Origin of the sequence: Mycobacterium sp. IS-1556, from assembly GCF_001499985.1 — a bacterium.
Taxonomy (GTDB): domain Bacteria; phylum Actinomycetota; class Actinomycetes; order Mycobacteriales; family Mycobacteriaceae; genus Mycobacterium.
The window spans coordinates 268,306-284,144 of sequence record NZ_LQIM01000039.1; the positions used below are offsets into that span (position 1 = coordinate 268,306).

11 protein-coding genes are annotated in these 15,839 nt (G+C 64.2%); 6 read left to right on the plus strand and 5 right to left on the minus strand.

All coding sequences use genetic code 11. The annotated features are described in order from the left end of the window. Positions 1 to 6: 6 nt before the first annotated feature. The 4 genes from AU187_RS21295 to AU187_RS21310 form a co-directional block, all read right to left on the minus strand. Positions 7 to 4,113: a papain-like cysteine protease family protein gene (locus tag AU187_RS21295; protein ID WP_059101017.1), complete on the minus strand. Its 4,107-nt coding sequence runs from the start codon at positions 4,111 to 4,113 to the stop codon at positions 7 to 9. After that, positions 4,113 to 4,397 (minus strand): hypothetical protein, encoded by a 285-nt coding sequence (locus AU187_RS21300; RefSeq protein ID WP_059101018.1) that lies wholly within the window; start codon positions 4,395 to 4,397, stop codon positions 4,113 to 4,115. Before AU187_RS21300 ends, AU187_RS21295 begins: the two co-directional genes overlap by 1 nt. 9 nt (positions 4,398 to 4,406) lie before the next feature. Next, complete coding sequence (locus tag AU187_RS21305) at positions 4,407 to 9,869, minus strand: alpha/beta hydrolase (protein WP_059167244.1); 5,463 nt, start codon at positions 9,867 to 9,869, stop codon at positions 4,407 to 4,409. Positions 9,870 to 9,974: 105 nt separating this feature from the next. Then, the gene (locus AU187_RS21310; RefSeq protein ID WP_082683931.1) at positions 9,975 to 11,024 is read right to left on the minus strand and encodes a methyltransferase; all 1,050 of its coding nucleotides are present in this window, start codon (positions 11,022 to 11,024) and stop codon (positions 9,975 to 9,977) included. A gap of 212 nt (positions 11,025 to 11,236) precedes the next feature. Between AU187_RS21310 and AU187_RS21315 the strand changes: the two genes are divergently transcribed. The 3 genes from AU187_RS21315 to AU187_RS21325 are packed head-to-tail and all read left to right on the plus strand — an operon-like array spanning position 11,237 to position 12,383. Beyond that, positions 11,237 to 11,566: an ArsR/SmtB family transcription factor gene (locus AU187_RS21315; protein ID WP_059101020.1), complete on the plus strand. Its 330-nt coding sequence runs from the start codon at positions 11,237 to 11,239 to the stop codon at positions 11,564 to 11,566. Positions 11,567 to 11,568: 2 nt separating this feature from the next. Then, complete coding sequence (locus AU187_RS21320) at positions 11,569 to 12,024, plus strand: SRPBCC family protein (RefSeq protein ID WP_059101021.1); 456 nt, start codon at positions 11,569 to 11,571, stop codon at positions 12,022 to 12,024. 2 nt (positions 12,025 to 12,026) lie between these two features. Beyond that, positions 12,027 to 12,383, plus strand: coding sequence for a VOC family protein (locus tag AU187_RS21325; protein ID WP_231740392.1), 357 nt, complete (start codon positions 12,027 to 12,029; stop codon positions 12,381 to 12,383). An 82-nt stretch (positions 12,384 to 12,465) separates the two neighbouring features. Here AU187_RS21325 and AU187_RS21330 read toward each other — a convergent pair whose 3' ends face one another. Further along, positions 12,466 to 13,011, minus strand: coding sequence for a TetR/AcrR family transcriptional regulator (locus AU187_RS21330; protein ID WP_059101022.1), 546 nt, complete (start codon positions 13,009 to 13,011; stop codon positions 12,466 to 12,468). A 99-nt stretch (positions 13,012 to 13,110) separates the two neighbouring features. On the opposite strand from AU187_RS21330, the gene AU187_RS21335 reads away from it, so the two are divergent. Genes AU187_RS21335 through AU187_RS21345 form a run of 3 tightly spaced genes read left to right on the plus strand, consistent with a single transcriptional unit; the run spans position 13,111 to position 15,608 of the window. Further along, the gene (locus AU187_RS21335) at positions 13,111 to 14,256 is read left to right on the plus strand and encodes an FAD-dependent oxidoreductase (protein WP_059101023.1); all 1,146 of its coding nucleotides are present in this window, start codon (positions 13,111 to 13,113) and stop codon (positions 14,254 to 14,256) included. Positions 14,257 to 14,290: 34 nt separating this feature from the next. Beyond that, positions 14,291 to 15,283 (plus strand): MBL fold metallo-hydrolase, encoded by a 993-nt coding sequence (locus tag AU187_RS21340; RefSeq protein WP_156425550.1) that lies wholly within the window; start codon positions 14,291 to 14,293, stop codon positions 15,281 to 15,283. A gap of 49 nt (positions 15,284 to 15,332) precedes the next feature. Then, positions 15,333 to 15,608 carry a hypothetical protein gene (locus tag AU187_RS21345; RefSeq protein WP_059101025.1) on the plus strand — a complete coding sequence of 92 codons (276 nt, stop codon included), beginning with the start codon at positions 15,333 to 15,335 and terminating at the stop codon, positions 15,606 to 15,608. Positions 15,609 to 15,839 lie beyond the last annotated feature (231 nt).

The following is a 15,839-nucleotide window of genomic DNA, read 5'->3' on the forward strand; positions in this document are numbered from 1 at the left end:
CTGCGTTTACGTGTTGCCCGGGAAGTGATAAATCCCGAATCCGGTTGTGACCACATCAGCGGCCTGCAGTCGAGCCTGTAGCTCGCTGAAAAGCCTCTCTCGTGGTTTGTCCTCGCTCGGGTCGTTGCTCAACACCCTGGTCTTGTCCGGTGTGCCGTCCCCGACTATCCCCGTGATGATTTCGGCGTGTGTCATGCCGTTGGTCGTCATGTCTTCGTCGGTCACCACCCACAGAGGACCGGTTCTCAGCAGCCGCTCGATCCCGCGTGGGAAGTAGTTCGCCGGGGGCTCGGAAACCAATCCGAGATCGGCCATCAGATCTGGCAGGGCAGAGTTGGGAATGGGCTCTTTGGCTGCATACATCTCCGACCAGCGAGCGCTGAGACGTCCGAGAATCTCCTCGATGGAGGCCATTTCCCCGTGCCGCCATGCGTACATCATTGCCGCGGCGGCCGCCCAACAGGTCAGGAGGTCGGGTTGCCGGATGAACGGCACCACGGGTTCGACGTTGAAGTTCACGCTCGACGCATCGCCCGCCTTCACGGTGACCGATCCCTCAGGGCGGTTGACGTTTACTTCGCTTGAAGCGCTTGCGGCCGTTCGGTCCAGGAAACGTTGGACGGCGGCGCTGGAGGTCGGACGGGGCTGTTCAGATTGTCGATCGCCGACCGAGCCGAGGAGTACTTGTTGCGTCAACTCCTCGGCACCCTCGTCATCGAGCAGGCCCTTCTTCTTCGCCTCCGAAATCGCTTTCAACGTTCGGTCCATCGCGCCGTTGAGGTATCGCTGCTGCGCGAGGTCGGCTGCGCGGCCGCCGAAGAACTGGGCCGTTTCGAGCGCGGACTGGAAAGCGGCTACCGCGTTCTGCTGATTGAGGTCCAGCCCGGTGATGTCTTTGAACAGATTCGGTGTCCCGATCAGGTTCATTGCGGCGGCGAGCGATGCGGGCGCGGGCAGGTCCGGCGCATTCTGGATCCTGACCAACGGAGATGCAAAGGGTGTGGGGGTCAGTACCGGTTCGCCCCTGGCCCTGCTTTCGGTGGCGACGTCTTGAATTCGTGGCGGATCGTCCGGGCAAGGAGCTTCTTCCCAACGCCAGAAGCGGGTGTCGTCCGGCGTCTCGCAGGAGTTGCACGCCCCCATGACAGCCTCGACGAAGACTCCCCGCGTCGGCACGCTGACGCGAATCGGTGATACTGGTGTCGTCGGGCGGTACGCATCGAAGAGAGTCGCCTTGTCTGACTCTTCGAAGGTGGGGTCGAGGTGGTATCCGGGCGCTACGGGTAACACCAGACAGTTCCCGACGACACCCAAAACACGGTTCTCGCATACGCTGGCGACGCTTTTGCCTGCGGCGCCAGGCGCGGGCACGCCGTCGAGCAGGATGTAGCGCTTGTTCGGATCCATCAGCATCCATGTGGCCTGCAGGTAGTGCTCGAGATTGCTGTTCAAGTGGTCGAGCAGACGTTCTGCGAGATCGCGGTCTCGCGCACGGGGATTGGACTTCTCGTGCGCGTCGAGGCTGAGAGCGACGTCGACGTGATCGATCGCGTTGAGGTCGTTGTTGATCCGGTAGTCGTTGAACAAGTCACGCGCCAGATGGTCGGTTCGATATCTGGCACTACCGCTCTCGACGAGTACCCGGCCGCCGACCGGGAGACTGGCGGCGGTGGTGATCCGGAAAGTCTTGATCCGTGCGCGCACCACATTCGGGGTGGTGTTGACGGGACGAATGCTGACCAGCAGTGCTGTCCCCTGTCGGAACCGGCCCACCAGCGTGGTGTCCATGTCCAGCGGCTGTGTCGAGTTGTCATCGAGGATCAACTCGTAGCGGAATTGGTTGACCAGACGCTGGGCAATGCGGGGCGCGAGTTGCGCATTCCACACCCGGTCTCGGTTCTCCGGTCGCTCGAGCCCGAGGAACGTCGTCCAGATCCGTTGGGCCGCCTGAGGTTGTGTCTCCGTCGAGTCGGCCGGCGTCAACAGCCCGTGGTACGGCGTCCATTGCGCGGCATCGAAGAGGTCCGTGTCGTCGGTGTCCGCCGGGCGCGGAAGATCGAACGAGATGTGGAACTCGCCGTCGAGATAATTCACCCGCTCATCTGCGTATCGCCCCTGCGGGTAATCGGCGTTGGCCCAGTTTGATTGCATCCTGTTGAGAGCGTCGAAACCGCCGGCGAGCTCGGGTCTCCGCAACGCGGTCAACAGCGATTCGCGCCACCGCAGCGCCCGGTCTCCGTTGAAATAGCTGACGGCCATCGGCACGAAGAGGCACTCCTGGGCGTCCGCCAGCTCGTGTGTCACCTGGAAATGCCTCATCACCTCGAAGTACTCCATGGTCACGGCATGGCAGTGATTGTGGTTGGCCACGACTTCCGTTTGCACACGCATGGTTTCGCCCTGCCGGACGGTCTGGACGACTGTGCTGCGCTGGCTGCGTGTGGAACTCGCGGCCTGGAGGGTGCGATCTCGCACCTGCTGCAAGCTGGATGCCGCCAGGTGCCGAGCCGAGTCCTGCCATGCCGTCGAGCTGGATCCGCTGGCGCCACCGCTTCCGCCGATCACCAGCGGTCCGATGAATGCGCCGAATCCACCACCGGCCGACCATGTTTTCGCTTTCGACCCACCCCGCATCGACTCGGTGAGAGTGGTGCTGATGATCTCGCTGATGTCACGGTCACGGGCGAGGGTGGCTTGCAGGCTCTCAGTGGCGGTCCGCGATTCCACCCGCGCGGTGACGGTTCGGCGGTCCCAGTCGATGACGGCGATCTGCTTCTTCTGACATGGCGCCAACGGCAGCGAGTACAGCAGATCACCCAGCGAGTAGCCGTCGGCCCGCCACACCTGCTTGAGCGTCAGCAGGTGACCGTGCGCGACGGTGATCGCTTGGTAAGTCGTGGCCGTGCCGTCCCAGTCGATCGCGTTTGTCGCGGACACCGCACCGCGGGGGGTCCCGCTGAACAGCGCACCACTGATGAGGTCCGCCGCGTGTTGGTACTTGGAGACGCGGTGAGCGGTGGCGAACTGATCCGACGTGAACAATCCCGGTCCCATCAGCATCTCCGAAACGACCTGCGGATGGAGCTTGGCCCCGGCCAGTGCTTCGTCTCGTGTCGCCACCGTCGCACCGCCGGTTTCGCGCGAACGCGTGGTGGACGGTCGGCCGGTCGACGTGGCGTCGCCGGATGCCGGTTGTGTTGCCGCACGGGCCAGATCGGCACGCTGTGACAGTTCGAGCAGCTTCTTGACCACGGGCTTCGGCAGCACTCTCGGCGGGTCTGCGGTCAACCCCTTCACATCGGGCTGCGTCGTGCGAACCACGGCGTAGAAGGAGAACTCCTCTAGGACTCGATTGGGCATGGTGAAGTCGACACAGCTGCCGCCGAGATCTGTCGAGAACGCTTCGGGATTCGCCACGAGATCTTCCTGATCGGGCGTGCGCGGCGACGCTTCCTCACATTCGCAATCGGTCGTCGATGGCAACGGGGGCTCGGCGAGGTCGAGCACGAGGACCACCCGCCTCGGAAGGCGCTCGTCGTCGAGAGAAAGGGGTCCGGCGTCGAGGCCGGACACGGTGGCGAAGGCCCGCGCGAGTCGATCAGGCGGCCAGTCCGCCGTGAAGTAGCCGCCGGTGACGGTCGCGGTCGTCACTACCGCTCTCGGCGGCCCGTTGTCTTCGGACGCGCCCCACAGGACGACGGGAAGATCGGCGGCAGCGGGTTCGCCCGTCGTGCGAAGTACCCGGCCCTTGATGCTTAGCCGGACCCCTTCGAGCGGGTCGCGCCCCGCGGGGAGCGTGACGGCCGGCACCGGCACGACTTCGATCTCCACGGGCTGTCCGATGTCACCGGGTGCAACGTCACGCTCGGCGACGGCGTTTCCCGTCGGCGAGGTGACGAGCAGTTTGAAGGGGCCTTGCACCTCGTCGTCGGGTCCCAAGTCGACGGCGAAGGAGCCGTCGGCAGCCGGCCGGTCGGTAACGGACGCCGGGGACAACAGCCCTTCGTCTCCACGACGGGGCGGCACGACAACCCGCTGGAACAGAACCGTGAGACCGAAACGGGTGAAGTCGGTTTCAACGGCCGCGGACAGTTCGCCCCTCAAGGTCACCATCAGCCGACCACCTCTGAACCGAACACGACGTTCGTCGTCAGTTCCATGGCGTCGGCGTACCTCACGAACAACCGATCACCGTCATTCGGTACCTCCGCAAGCACGCCCGCGAACCCGGATCCATCCGGCGCGACGAAGAGTTGGTCGACCCGCTGCTCGCCGACTCGCGCCTGCAATGGGACCGCCCGTCGCTCGAAGTCCTCCCCCTCGACGTACACCTTCATCGCGAAGCCAGGAACCGCGCCCGACTCCAGCTCCTCGAAATGCGCTCTGGTCACCTGCATTTCGTCACCTCACCGGTCGAGTTCAAGAGAGTCGATGTAGACGTGGGTGTTGTCGGTCTTGTCCACGTCGAAGTGGACCGCTCGGACTTTGTTCAATTTGGCACCGCGCTTCTTGAACAGCGCCAACGGGATGCGTACGGTGTCCATTCGCAGGAGCGTGGACAGCTTGTCGGGTGAGTTCAGCTCACGGTGTTTGTGTACGAACGGCTTTCCCGGCGCTTCGGCGGGAAAGAACTCCGACTCGTTGACCACCGCCGAGTTGTTGTCGAAGTCTTCGAGCGTGACACGCAGATGCGCGGGCTTGCCCGAGATCGTCTCTGTGGTCACGTCGTACCACTGTCCGAACCGGAACTGCAGGAACGTGAAGGCCGACCAGTCGGAGTTGGCGCCCATCGGGTCTGGCAGAGGATCGGTGAACCACCGCGATGATGTGGTGGCCAGCGTGACGTCGGCGTGCGCTACGCCCGTGACATGCGGGATGTGTCGGCCCTGGGGGATCGGCGCCGGGGCGCCGGCCGGTTTGACGGCGAGGTCCTTGAGTGGTGTGACGGTTCCGATCGCCATGTTGCGTGCGACACCGAGCTCGTTCTGCGGTCCCTCGAAGCTGTCGAGCACCTTCTTCTGACCGAACGAGTATTGCAGCGCAACCGTGATACCTGCCGGTGGCTTCTGGTCTCGGGTGAATCGACGATGTAACGCCGACTCTCCACCGAGCCGGTTCCTGAAGAACCCGGCGATGTAGAAGTTCGCCAGTGTCTGATGCTTCGCATCATTCAGCAGTGCCGGATCGGTCGTGATGACGCGAGGCTCGGTTCCCCAGTTCGTGTTGAACCGGTTGTGGCAGGCCCCTTTCGCGAACACCATCATCTTTCTGCACAACGCGCGGTCATAGAGCCGGAAACCCGTTCCCGCGAGGGTGCCGTGGGGCCCGAGGGCGCCGAGGCTGTCACCCAGGATGTCGCCGTCGAGAGATCCATACACCACCAAGTACGTCAGGAGAAGAGGGCTGACCGGCATGTCGTTGTTCACCAGCGTGACTGCGTCGTCGGTAGCCGAGCCGGTGAAGTCCGACGGGGCCAGCGAGCAGACCGCACTGACGCCGAACCTGCGCGGTCCGGATGTCGACGATGTGCGAGCCTTGTTCATCTTCACCGCGGTCACCACGGCGTCACCGCCCCGCGAATGCCCAAGGAAGCCAACGTTGTCGAAGTCCAGCATGCCGTGACACGGATTCTTGGCATTGCCGTCGACTTCCTTCTTCCATTCGTCCAGTGTCGTGAGGAAGGAGATCGCGCGTGCGTTCAGGAAGTTGTTGACCAGGTCGAGCATGGTGTTGTCGACGCTGATCGAGGCGATGCCGTGCTTCGCCAACTCCTTCTGCAGGTATTCGAAGCCGTGGTAGCTGGGTTTTGGCTGGCTGATGGTGGTGGCCCTGCCTCTGATCGTCACCTTCAGCGAGCCGTTGGGCTGCTGCTCCTGTTTGCGGTCCAGCTCGGACCAGTTGTCGAACGCGAGGTCTTGAGGTGCCCAACCGTGCAGGATCGCGACGACCGGGACGCGAGTGGTGCCCGCAACGCGATTGGGTTTCTTTGGATTCGCGGGATAGCAGATTCGGCCCGCAATCCGAATCTGGAACTTGGTGGGGTCGCTCGGATCCACCTTCGCGAATTGTCCGTGATCCAAAACGGATCGGCCCCAGAGCATCTGGGTGACGATGACCGCCGGGGTCTGGCCCACCATCCCCGGCTGAGTCTTCGTGGTCAGTAGGTTGTCGAGGAAGGTACGAGCCGTCGTTGCGGCCGGCTCTTCGAACTTCGTGTGTCCCGGAGACCCGCTCACCGGGTTGACCTGTCCACCTGTCGACAGACCGATCGAGGCCCAACTCGAGAAGTTGTCGAACTGCGGGACGAACGCGCCGCCCGTCACGCCTTCCTCTGCCACGTCTGGTTCAGCATCCTCGAAGCTCGCTTGAACCGACTCACCCGGCGTCGTGACCGTGATCTCGCCCTTCGACCCCTGAGAGGCCGCGTCGATCGCCTTCTGTATTGCGGGTGAGTCCTGCGGTGCCTGTGATGCGGGGCGCGACTGACCGATCATGGATTCCAGCGCGCTGCGGGTGATAGCGCGCGCCTGTTCGTCGGTGATGAGGTCGGCGGCGCGGGCCCGCTCGATGTTGTCCAATGTGCGGTCGATGCTCTTGCTGGTTTCCTGCTGCATGGCGAAGTCTGCGGCCTTGCCGCCGAAGAACTTTGCGGTGTTCATGGTGCCCTGTAGAGCGGCGAGAGCGTTCTTCTGGTTGCCCTCCAGTCCGGTGATGTCTTGGAAAAGGTCGGCGCGGCCGAGGATTCCGAGCGCCTGACTCAGACCGGTGGGATCCGGCACGGCCGGCGCGTTCTGGATGTTGATGACCGGTTCGGGGAATCCTGTGGGCGTCACATCCGGTGCCTCGGTTGCGCGGCTGGCAGTCGACACCGGTTGGATCGGAGTCGGCTCGTCCGGGCAAGGGGCCTCTTGCCACCGCCAGAACCGGGTGTCGTCCTTCTTCTCACACGCATTGCAGTCGCCCATGATGGCCTCGGCATACACGCCGCGGGTGGGCACGCTCACCCGCATTGCCGGCACGGGTTCGGTCGGCGCGTAGTGCGCCAGCAGGTCGATGGGGCGCTCGACATCCTGGTTGAAAATCGGATCGAGGTGGTGTCCGCGTGCCACCGGCATCACCAGACTGTTGCCGACGATGCCGATCAGCCGGTTCTCCACCACGCTCGCGAGACTCCTGCCGCTCCCGTCCGGCACCTCGAAACCGTCGAGCAGCATGTAACGGTGATTGGGGTGGAAGCTGCGAAAGATGATCTGGTGGAAGAACTCCAGGTGCTTGTTCAGGTGAGCGATGAGCTCGCGGCTGCGCTGCCGATCCTCTTCCCTCGGGCTGCGTAGCTCCTCGCGCGACAGAGGAGTGGCCACCACTACCGCGTCGTTGTCGACCAGGTCGTTCAGCAGCCGGGGCGCCTGGAAGAGGAAATGCCGGAGATGCGGTGTGTGATAGCGGATGGCACCGCTTTCCACCATGATTCGCGCATCGGGCGGGAGGTCGCCGTCGAACCAGATCTTGAACCGGGCGATTTCTTCGCGTGGGATCGAAGGCAATCCGCCCGCGGGCCGGAGGCTGACGTAGAGCGGCGCGCCTTCGGAGTAGCGGGAGACCAGCGTTGCGTCCAAGCTGATTTCGATCTCGCCACCGGAGGTGGTGACATAGCCGAAGCGAAGATTCTGGATCATGTTCTCGGCGATGCGCGGGGCTGCTTCCTCCCGGAAGACGCGATCCCGCTCTGCGATGGCGAGCCGCTCCAGCTTCGCCACCCACCACTCGACGGCGCTCGACCACAGATACGGTTGGTAGGGACCCCAGTTGCCGGGAACGAACTTCGCCTCTTCGTTGTCACGGGGCCGCGGAAGAATGAAGCTGATGCGAAGTTCGCCCTCCAACTGCTCGGGCGCCTCTTCACTGTAACGATTCTGCGGGGTGTCGCTGTTCAGCCAGTTGTTCCGGACCCGCTGCGCACAGTCGAAACCGTCACCCAAGCTGGGGTCGAGCAATTGGCCGTCCAACATTTCCCGCCACCGCAGCGCCTTCTCTTCGTCGAAGTAGGTCATCAACAGCGGGATGAACAGACACTCCTGCACATCCGCGAGCTCGTGTGAGAGCTGGAAGTGCCGGAGCACTTCGAAGTACTCGACCGTGATGGCATGACAGTGGTTGTGGTTGGCCACCACTTCGGTCTCGACGTTCATCGACTCACCTTGACCGAATGCCTGGACGACCGTGGCGCGCTGATCCCTTATCGCGCTTGCCGCTTGCATCGTCTGATCGCGGATCTGCTGAAGCGAATTGGCGCTCAGACTGCGTGACGAATCCGACCAAGCGGTGGAGCTGGCCCCTCCGCCACCGCCTGCCGCCCCGGCGAAGATTCCGAAGCCCGATCCGATGAATCCCAGTCCGCCGCCTCCGCTGGCGCCCCACACGGTTGTCGAGGAGCCCGCGCGTTGGCCCTCTTCCAGCGACGAGCCGACGATTTCAGCGACGTCGCGATCGCGGCTGAGCAAGGACGTCAGCGCCTCTTCTTCTTCGAGCAGCTCCTGGCGTGTCGCCGTTTCCTGTCGCTCCCAATCGATTACCGCGATTTCCTTCTTTTGGCATGGCGCCAGGGGCAGCGAATACAACAGGTCGCCCATCGAGTAACCGTCCGCGCGCCACGTCTGCTTGAAGTGCAGCAGGTGACCGTGCGCCACGGTGGTCGCCTGCCAGGGCAGCGACGAGTCGTCCCAGTCGATCGCGACGCTGAGGTTCGCGTCGCGCCCAGGGGCCGGGCAGGCGATGGCGCGGACCACGTCGGCAACTTGCCTGAACTCGGTGCTGAGGCCGACGTTCGCCAGCGCGCGCGATGTCACGTTCTCGGGGTAACCGAGTGTTCGTTTGGCGACGGCCGCCTCGAGCGCAAGCTCCGGCACGGGGCGATCGGGCGCTTCTCGTCCGACCGTGGGATCGACTGCAGGCTCGGCGACGAGATCGACCAACTCCGACACGATCCGCGGCGGCAGGATCGGCGGTCGAGTCGGCGTGACGCCCTTCACCTCTGGCTGTGTCGTCCGCACCACCTTGAAATACGAGAACTCTTCCAGCACTCGGTTCGGTGTGTTCAGGTTGACGCAACGGCCGCCACCGAGGTCGGTCGAGAAGGTCGCCGAATTGCTCACCAGGTCGACGGCGTCGGGTGCTCGAGGCGGCGAAGCATGGCACGAGCACGGATCCTCGTCGGAAGTCGAAACATCAAGCGGGGTAACGAGAATGACGCGGCGCGGCAACCGCATCTGCGGGTCCAAGGGAATCGGGATCCGCGGGCCTCCCGCTACGGTGCCGAACGCCGTCGTCAACGCCGCCGGAGGCCACGAACCGGAGAAGTAGCCGTCCTTCTGTGTCTGCGTCACCACGAGTGGATGGGCATCGGCCCCTTGGTCCGGTCCGATCCCCCAGATGACCACGGGGAGGCCGACCGGGGTCTTCTGTCCGGCGGGCCCCATCGCACGTCCGGTCAACCTCACCGGTCGACCGAGCGTGGGGTCGTCGGTGGGCGTCAGGACGAACGGTTCCAGCTCACCGATGTCGAGCGTGACTTCTCGTTCCAGTGCGTCGGTTTCGACCGTAATCTGCCCGGCGGTCGAGCCGTCAGGGGCCAGCGCCGTGACGGCGACCGGTCCCTGAATCTCGTTCGCAGGCGCCAGTTCGACGGCGAACACCCCATCGGTGTCTGTACTCGCGGAGCGCGAGACCGGTACGGGAACAACGCTTGTGGCGTCGTCAGGATCGATCGCGAAGTTCTGCCTGAAGGCTGCGGTGACCCGATAGCCGAGGGGCAGGTTTCCGCCCGTCGGCGATTTCAGACGACCCCGCAATACGACAATCGCGTCGGCCATGACCCCACCTTTGGTGAGCCTCGTGAGAGCTCATTGCGACCGCATCAACGGTAGACCCATGGCGCGCGCAATTCCGCGGAATCGGAGAACCGGTTGACGGTACCGTCAGTTACCTGCTCTCACGGCCTCGATGAGGAACTCCGACATGCCGCCGGGGAGAGAACGCCGCGAGCAGGACTCGAAACCGGCCTCCTCCAACCAGCTCATCCATTCAGCCCATGTTCGGACCATTCCCTCGCCGGAGGCAAGCGTCAAAAAGTAGGCGCAAAGGTGCGCTACGAAGGGCGGCCCCATCTCGTCGTCGTCCTGCAGCGCCTCGATCACATAGAGGCTCGCTCCCGGCCGCAGCGCCCGAGCGGCCTTGGCGAGCAGACTGCGAACCTTCTCTTCGGACCAGATCGAGAGGAATCGGGAGAACAGCATCGCATCGAATCCTTCGGGGAGCTCCTCCGCGAAACAGTCTCCGCCGACGGCCGCGACTCTCTCGGCCATCCCCTGCGCCGCCAGCCGGGCACGGGTGGATTCCGCGACGGTCGGAAGGTCCAGGACGGTCACATGCATGTCGGGCCAGCGGCCCGCGAGGATGGTGGCGTTCACCGCCTCGCCACCGCCAACGTCCAGCAGCCGACGGTGACGGGACAGGTCGAGCGTTTCCGCGAGGAAGGCCGCGGTTCCGAACGAAACGAGGCTCATCATCTCGTGAAAGATCTTCTCCAACGGCGGATTTTCCGCGAGCCGCATATAGAGGTTCGACGCGGATCCCGGGATCTCCTGCAGCCCGACATTGGTGTTGGTCCTGAGCGCCTCCGCGAGCCGCGCCATGGGCCGATATTGAATATGGTTCGCCATTCGCACAGCGGGCACCATGTTCGCCGGGTGCGCTTTCGAGAAGAACCGCTCCGCGCCTGATGTGTTGAAGTAGCGGTCGCCCTCCTTTCGGAGCAGGCCGACCGCGCTGCAGCCGAGCAGGAGAATGCGCGCGGGCTGGTTCTCGAGCTTCAGCTGCTCGGCGAGCTCTTCGCGTGTGAGACCCGGCGAGCGGGAGAGCACCGTGAACAGGTCGAGTTCGACGGCGGACGCCAGAAATTGGAAATAGTACATCCCGAGAAACAGATCTAGGATCGCATTCTCGTCCTGTTCGGTGAGCTGCTTCATGGCGGGCTCCGTGTGCTGATGGCTCAAACGAGTGGTAACAGCATTGCATACGGCGGAATCCGCGGTTACGAAAAATTCGCCTGAGCCACAACGGGTTTAGACGTAACTGTCGCCGGAGGCCCGGCGACGGTACGAGGATCGGCATGGCGGCGCCGACGTAATAGTTAACGATTTACTTGACTTTCCCGCGGTCTACCGTAATAGTTAAGTATGTGCCTAACCAATCCGGTGCCGACGGGATCGGCCGCGTGTTCCAGGCACTCGCCGACCCGACCCGTCGCGCAATTGTCGAGCGGCTGGTGCGCCGTCCGGCGACGGTGAAGGCGCTGGCTGAGCCGCTGACGATGTCGTTGCCTGCGGTGATGCAGCACCTGCAGGTGCTGGAGGCGGCTGGGGTGATCGTCACCGAAAAGGTCGGCCGAGTGCGCAGCTGCCGGATCGAACCCATGGCGCTGCGTGAAGCCGAGCAGTGGCTCGGCCGCCAGCGTACGGAGTGGGAACGGCAGCTCGATCAACTCGACGACTATCTGAAGGGACATTGATCATGGAGATAACGCACTCGACGTTCACGCTGGAGCGTCGCTATCCGGTCTCGGTCGAGCGGGTCTTTCAGGCTTGGGCGGATCCGGAGGCGCGCAGACGCTGGATGGCCCAGGGCGCCGAGCACTCTCAGAACTTTGTGGTCGGCGGCCTCGAGACGGTGCGGGGGTTCGATGGCGAGGGTCGAGCGCTCACCTATGAGGCCCGCTACGCCGACATCGTGCTCAATGAACGAATTCTCACTACGTCGACGCTGCACACAGAGGACCGACTGTCGACGGTCTCGGTCACCAGTGTCGAGTTCCGGGCAGAAGATGCCGACACCCGGCTAGTGCTGACCGAGCACGGAATCTACCTACCCGGCCAGGAACAGCCCGAGTGGCGGGAACACGGAACCGCGCAGCAATTGGACAGCCTGGCAGCGGAATTCGCCGAAGTCGCTGATGCAAAGGAGAACTGATCATGGTGCATGTTGACTTCGTGCTGGCCGTCGTCGCGGTGAGCGACATCGAAGCAGGACGAGCCTGGTACACCACGCTTTTCGGCCGCGAACCCGACAACAACCCGATGCCGAACCTGGTCGAATGGCAGGTCACCGAGGGCGGCTGGGTGCAGGTGACCGAGGACCCCGTGCGCGCCGGCAACGGGATGCTCAACTTGGCCGTTTCTGACTTCGAGGAAGGCGTTCGCGAACTTCGCGAGTTGGGTCTTGGGACCGGCGAGATCATCGACGCGAATAGGGGCGTACGACTATTTCCGATCGCTGATCCCGACGACAATGTGGTCCAGCTGATCGGCAACTTCCGGGTGGAGTATTAAATGCGAACCGCAGGCCTCGTGCGCAGACGCGTTCGCCGACAGCCGGGGCGCGGTAACCCACCAGAGCGCTGGTCTCACCCGGCTACCCGGTCAGGTAGCGCTGGAGCGTCGGGCCGATCCAGTCGATGACATCGGCCCGTGACATGTTCGCCAGCGGACCGAATCCCAGCACATACCGGCACAGCGCCATCCCGAGCACCTGAGAGGCCACCAGGCCCGCTCGTACCGCCGCGTTCTGCGGATTCTCAATCGCCCGTGCGATGGCCGGGGCGAGCTGCGCGGCGAACATCGTTCGCATCCGCTCCGCCACGGCGTTGTTGGTGACACCGACGCGCAACAGGATCACCAGGGCGTTATCCCGCTCCCAGCGGTCGAGAAAGTGTGCGGCCACGGCCGCCCCGAGTCGGTCCCGCGAGACCTGCGTCAGATCCGGCAGTTCCAGGTCGAATTCGGCTGCGCTGGCGAACAACTGCTCTTTACTGCCGAAGTAGCGCATCACCATGGCCGGGTCGATCCGGGCCTCCGCCGCGATGGCCCGGATGGTTGCCCGGTCGTACCCGTCTGCCGCGAATCGCTCGCGGGCTGCGGCCAGGATGACCGCCTTGGTCTCGGTCGAAGATCGCCTCATGTCAACGATTGTAGGCCAACAGCCGTTGACAAGAGCCGGTAATCGGCATACCTTGATGCCAACAGACGTTGACCAACAAACGTTGACAAAGGAGCCAAGATGCTATTCACCCCGACAGATGTCCTCGTTGTCGGAGCCGGACCCGTCGGCCTCACAGCCGGCATCGTCTTGACGCAACAGGGTCACGACGTGACCGTCGTCGACAACCAAGCCGAAGGCGCCAACACGTCCCGAGCCGCCGTCGTGCACCCGCACACCCTCGAACTGCTCGAGCCTTACGGCGTGACACCTGACCTGGTCGCGCGCGGTGTCCACACACCGACGTTCACGATCCGCGACCGCGACGACCTGCTGATCGCCGTGCCGTTCAGCGAGCTCCCCACCCCGTACCCGTACACCCTGATGATCTCCCAGGCCGACACCGAGGCGTTCCTGCTGGCTCGGCTCGAGGAACTGGGTGCGAAGGTCATCCGTCCGGCGGCCGTGACCGAAATCGTGCAGGACGGCGACGCAGTCCACGCGACGTTCGCTGACGGACAACGGGTTCGGGCGCGTTACGTGGTCGGTGCTGACGGCATGCACAGCACGGTCCGCGAGCAGGCAGGCATCCTATTCAGCGGCGGCACCTACGAAGAATCGTTCACCTTGGCCGACGTGCGCATGTCGGGCGGTGTGCCGGCCGACGAGGTCATCTTGTACTTCTCACCGGCGGGTTTGGTGGTGGTCGCGCCGCTGCCCGACGGGATGTACCGGATCGTGGCGACCGTCGACGATGCGCCCCAGCACCCGAACATGGCGTTCGTGCAACGCCTTCTCGATGAACGCGGGCCGAAGGCCAGGCCCGTCGTGATCGAGGAAGTGGTGTGGGGTTCGCGGTTCCGCGTGCATCACCGCATCGCCGATGCCTTCCGTGACAAGCGGATCCTGCTCGCCGGTGACGCCGCACATGTCCATTCACCGGCCGGCGGTCAGGGGATGAACCTGGGTATCGAGGACGCGGTCGCGCTCGGCAGTTCGCTGTCCCGTGTGCTTTCCGGGGAGCCCGCCGGCCTCCTCGACGACTACGCCTCCGACCGTCGTCGCACCGCAGAGCAAGTTGTCTCGCTCGCCAGCAGGCTCACCGACCTCGCCACCGTATCGTCCCGTCGTCGTCGGATCCGCAACCGCGCCATGCGCATTGCCGGAACGGTCCCCGCGATCAGACGGCGTCTCGCACGGCGACTATCCGGCCTGGACCGACGCTGACTTCCCGCGAAACCCATCCATGAAAGGCAGAACCATGCACATTTTCGACAAAGAGATCGCCGAACGGCCGGATGGGTTCCGTGGACCCGACCTGAGCCCTGTCGGTCTAGAACTGCGGCCCCACCGCATCGCAGATGGCGTCTTCGCGCTGCTGGCAAACCGGCACCCAAAGGACAACAACGGTGTGGTGTTCGGGTCGAAGGCCACCCTGGTGATCGACGCCGGAATCGTCGCCGATGTGGGCCGCACGATCCAGCGCCACGCCACGCAGCTTTCCGAGGCGCCGATCCGGTACCTGGTCAACACCACCTATCACGGCGACCACACCTTTGGGAACATCGCGTTCGCCGACGACGTCACCGTCATCTCGTCACGCATCAACCGCGACAATATGTCCGATCTGGAATACGAGAAGCTGGTGCGGTCGGCGAACATGTACGACGACAAGGCGCTTTTCGACGACATCACCGCCTGGCGCCTGCCGGATGTCGTCTTCGACGACTATGCCGAGATCGACCTCGGCGACCAGAGCGTCGAGCTGCATCACTTCGGGCCCGGCAACGGTCCCGGCGACACCATCGTCTACGTGCCGTCGGCGCGCACGGCCTGGACGGGCAACTATCTCTGCCATGCCGGGGTCGCTCACATGCTGCTGCAGGCCGGCCCCGAACCCTACCTCGATTCGCTACGCAAGATGCGCGAGGCCCTCCCGGAGTTGGAGACGATCGTTCCCGGCCACGGGCCGATGGGAGCCGGACCCGAGGCGATCACCGCACTACTCGAGTACCTCGAGCGACTGAACGACGAAGTGGCGGAGGCATTCCGGGTGGGCCGTACGGTCGAGGAAACCGCGGCGTCCTGCACGAACCCCTGGGCCGACGGCCTCGACACCGGCCTGATGGAGACGCTCGCGGCCCTACCTGGACCGACGGCGCCGGCTCAAGCGGGGCTGCTCGACCTGTGCCGAAACCTGCACCGCCTCAACGTCTTGACCGCCTACCGGGCGTGCGAGCGCACCGCAGCGTGAACCGATCTGCCACCACCCGCATCCTTCAGCACCCGATTAGGAGACAGCCATGCCGTACGCATTGATCAGACAGCGATTCACCGACTACACCCGGTGGCGCACCGCGTTCGACTCGGTCACCGAGGTTCGCCGGGCAGCGGGGATGAACCTCGTCTTCGTCGCGCTCAACGCCGCCGATCAGCAAGAGGCGATCGTGCTGTTTGAGGTCACCGACCCCCAGAAGGCGCGCGAGCACGCCGGCTCGCAACTCCTCGCCGACGCCCACCAGCGTGCCGGCGTCATCGACGGCAGCAGCCACACCCTGCTTCTTCACGGGGTGCAGTGACGGACGCCCCGGAGTAGCCGTCGTCATCGACGATGAACGGAAGGCCGTCCGGGATGTCGTGGCGGTCGAGCGTCTGCACAACCGACGACCACAAAGTGACGCCAAATCGTCGGGACCGCGCAGCACTTCGCGCGGATGTGTGCTCCTCTGCACCGCAACTATCCGCATGAAGAAACCTCCTTGCCGACTGCGCATCCCGTGGTACTCCACGGGTATGACACTTTGTCGCGT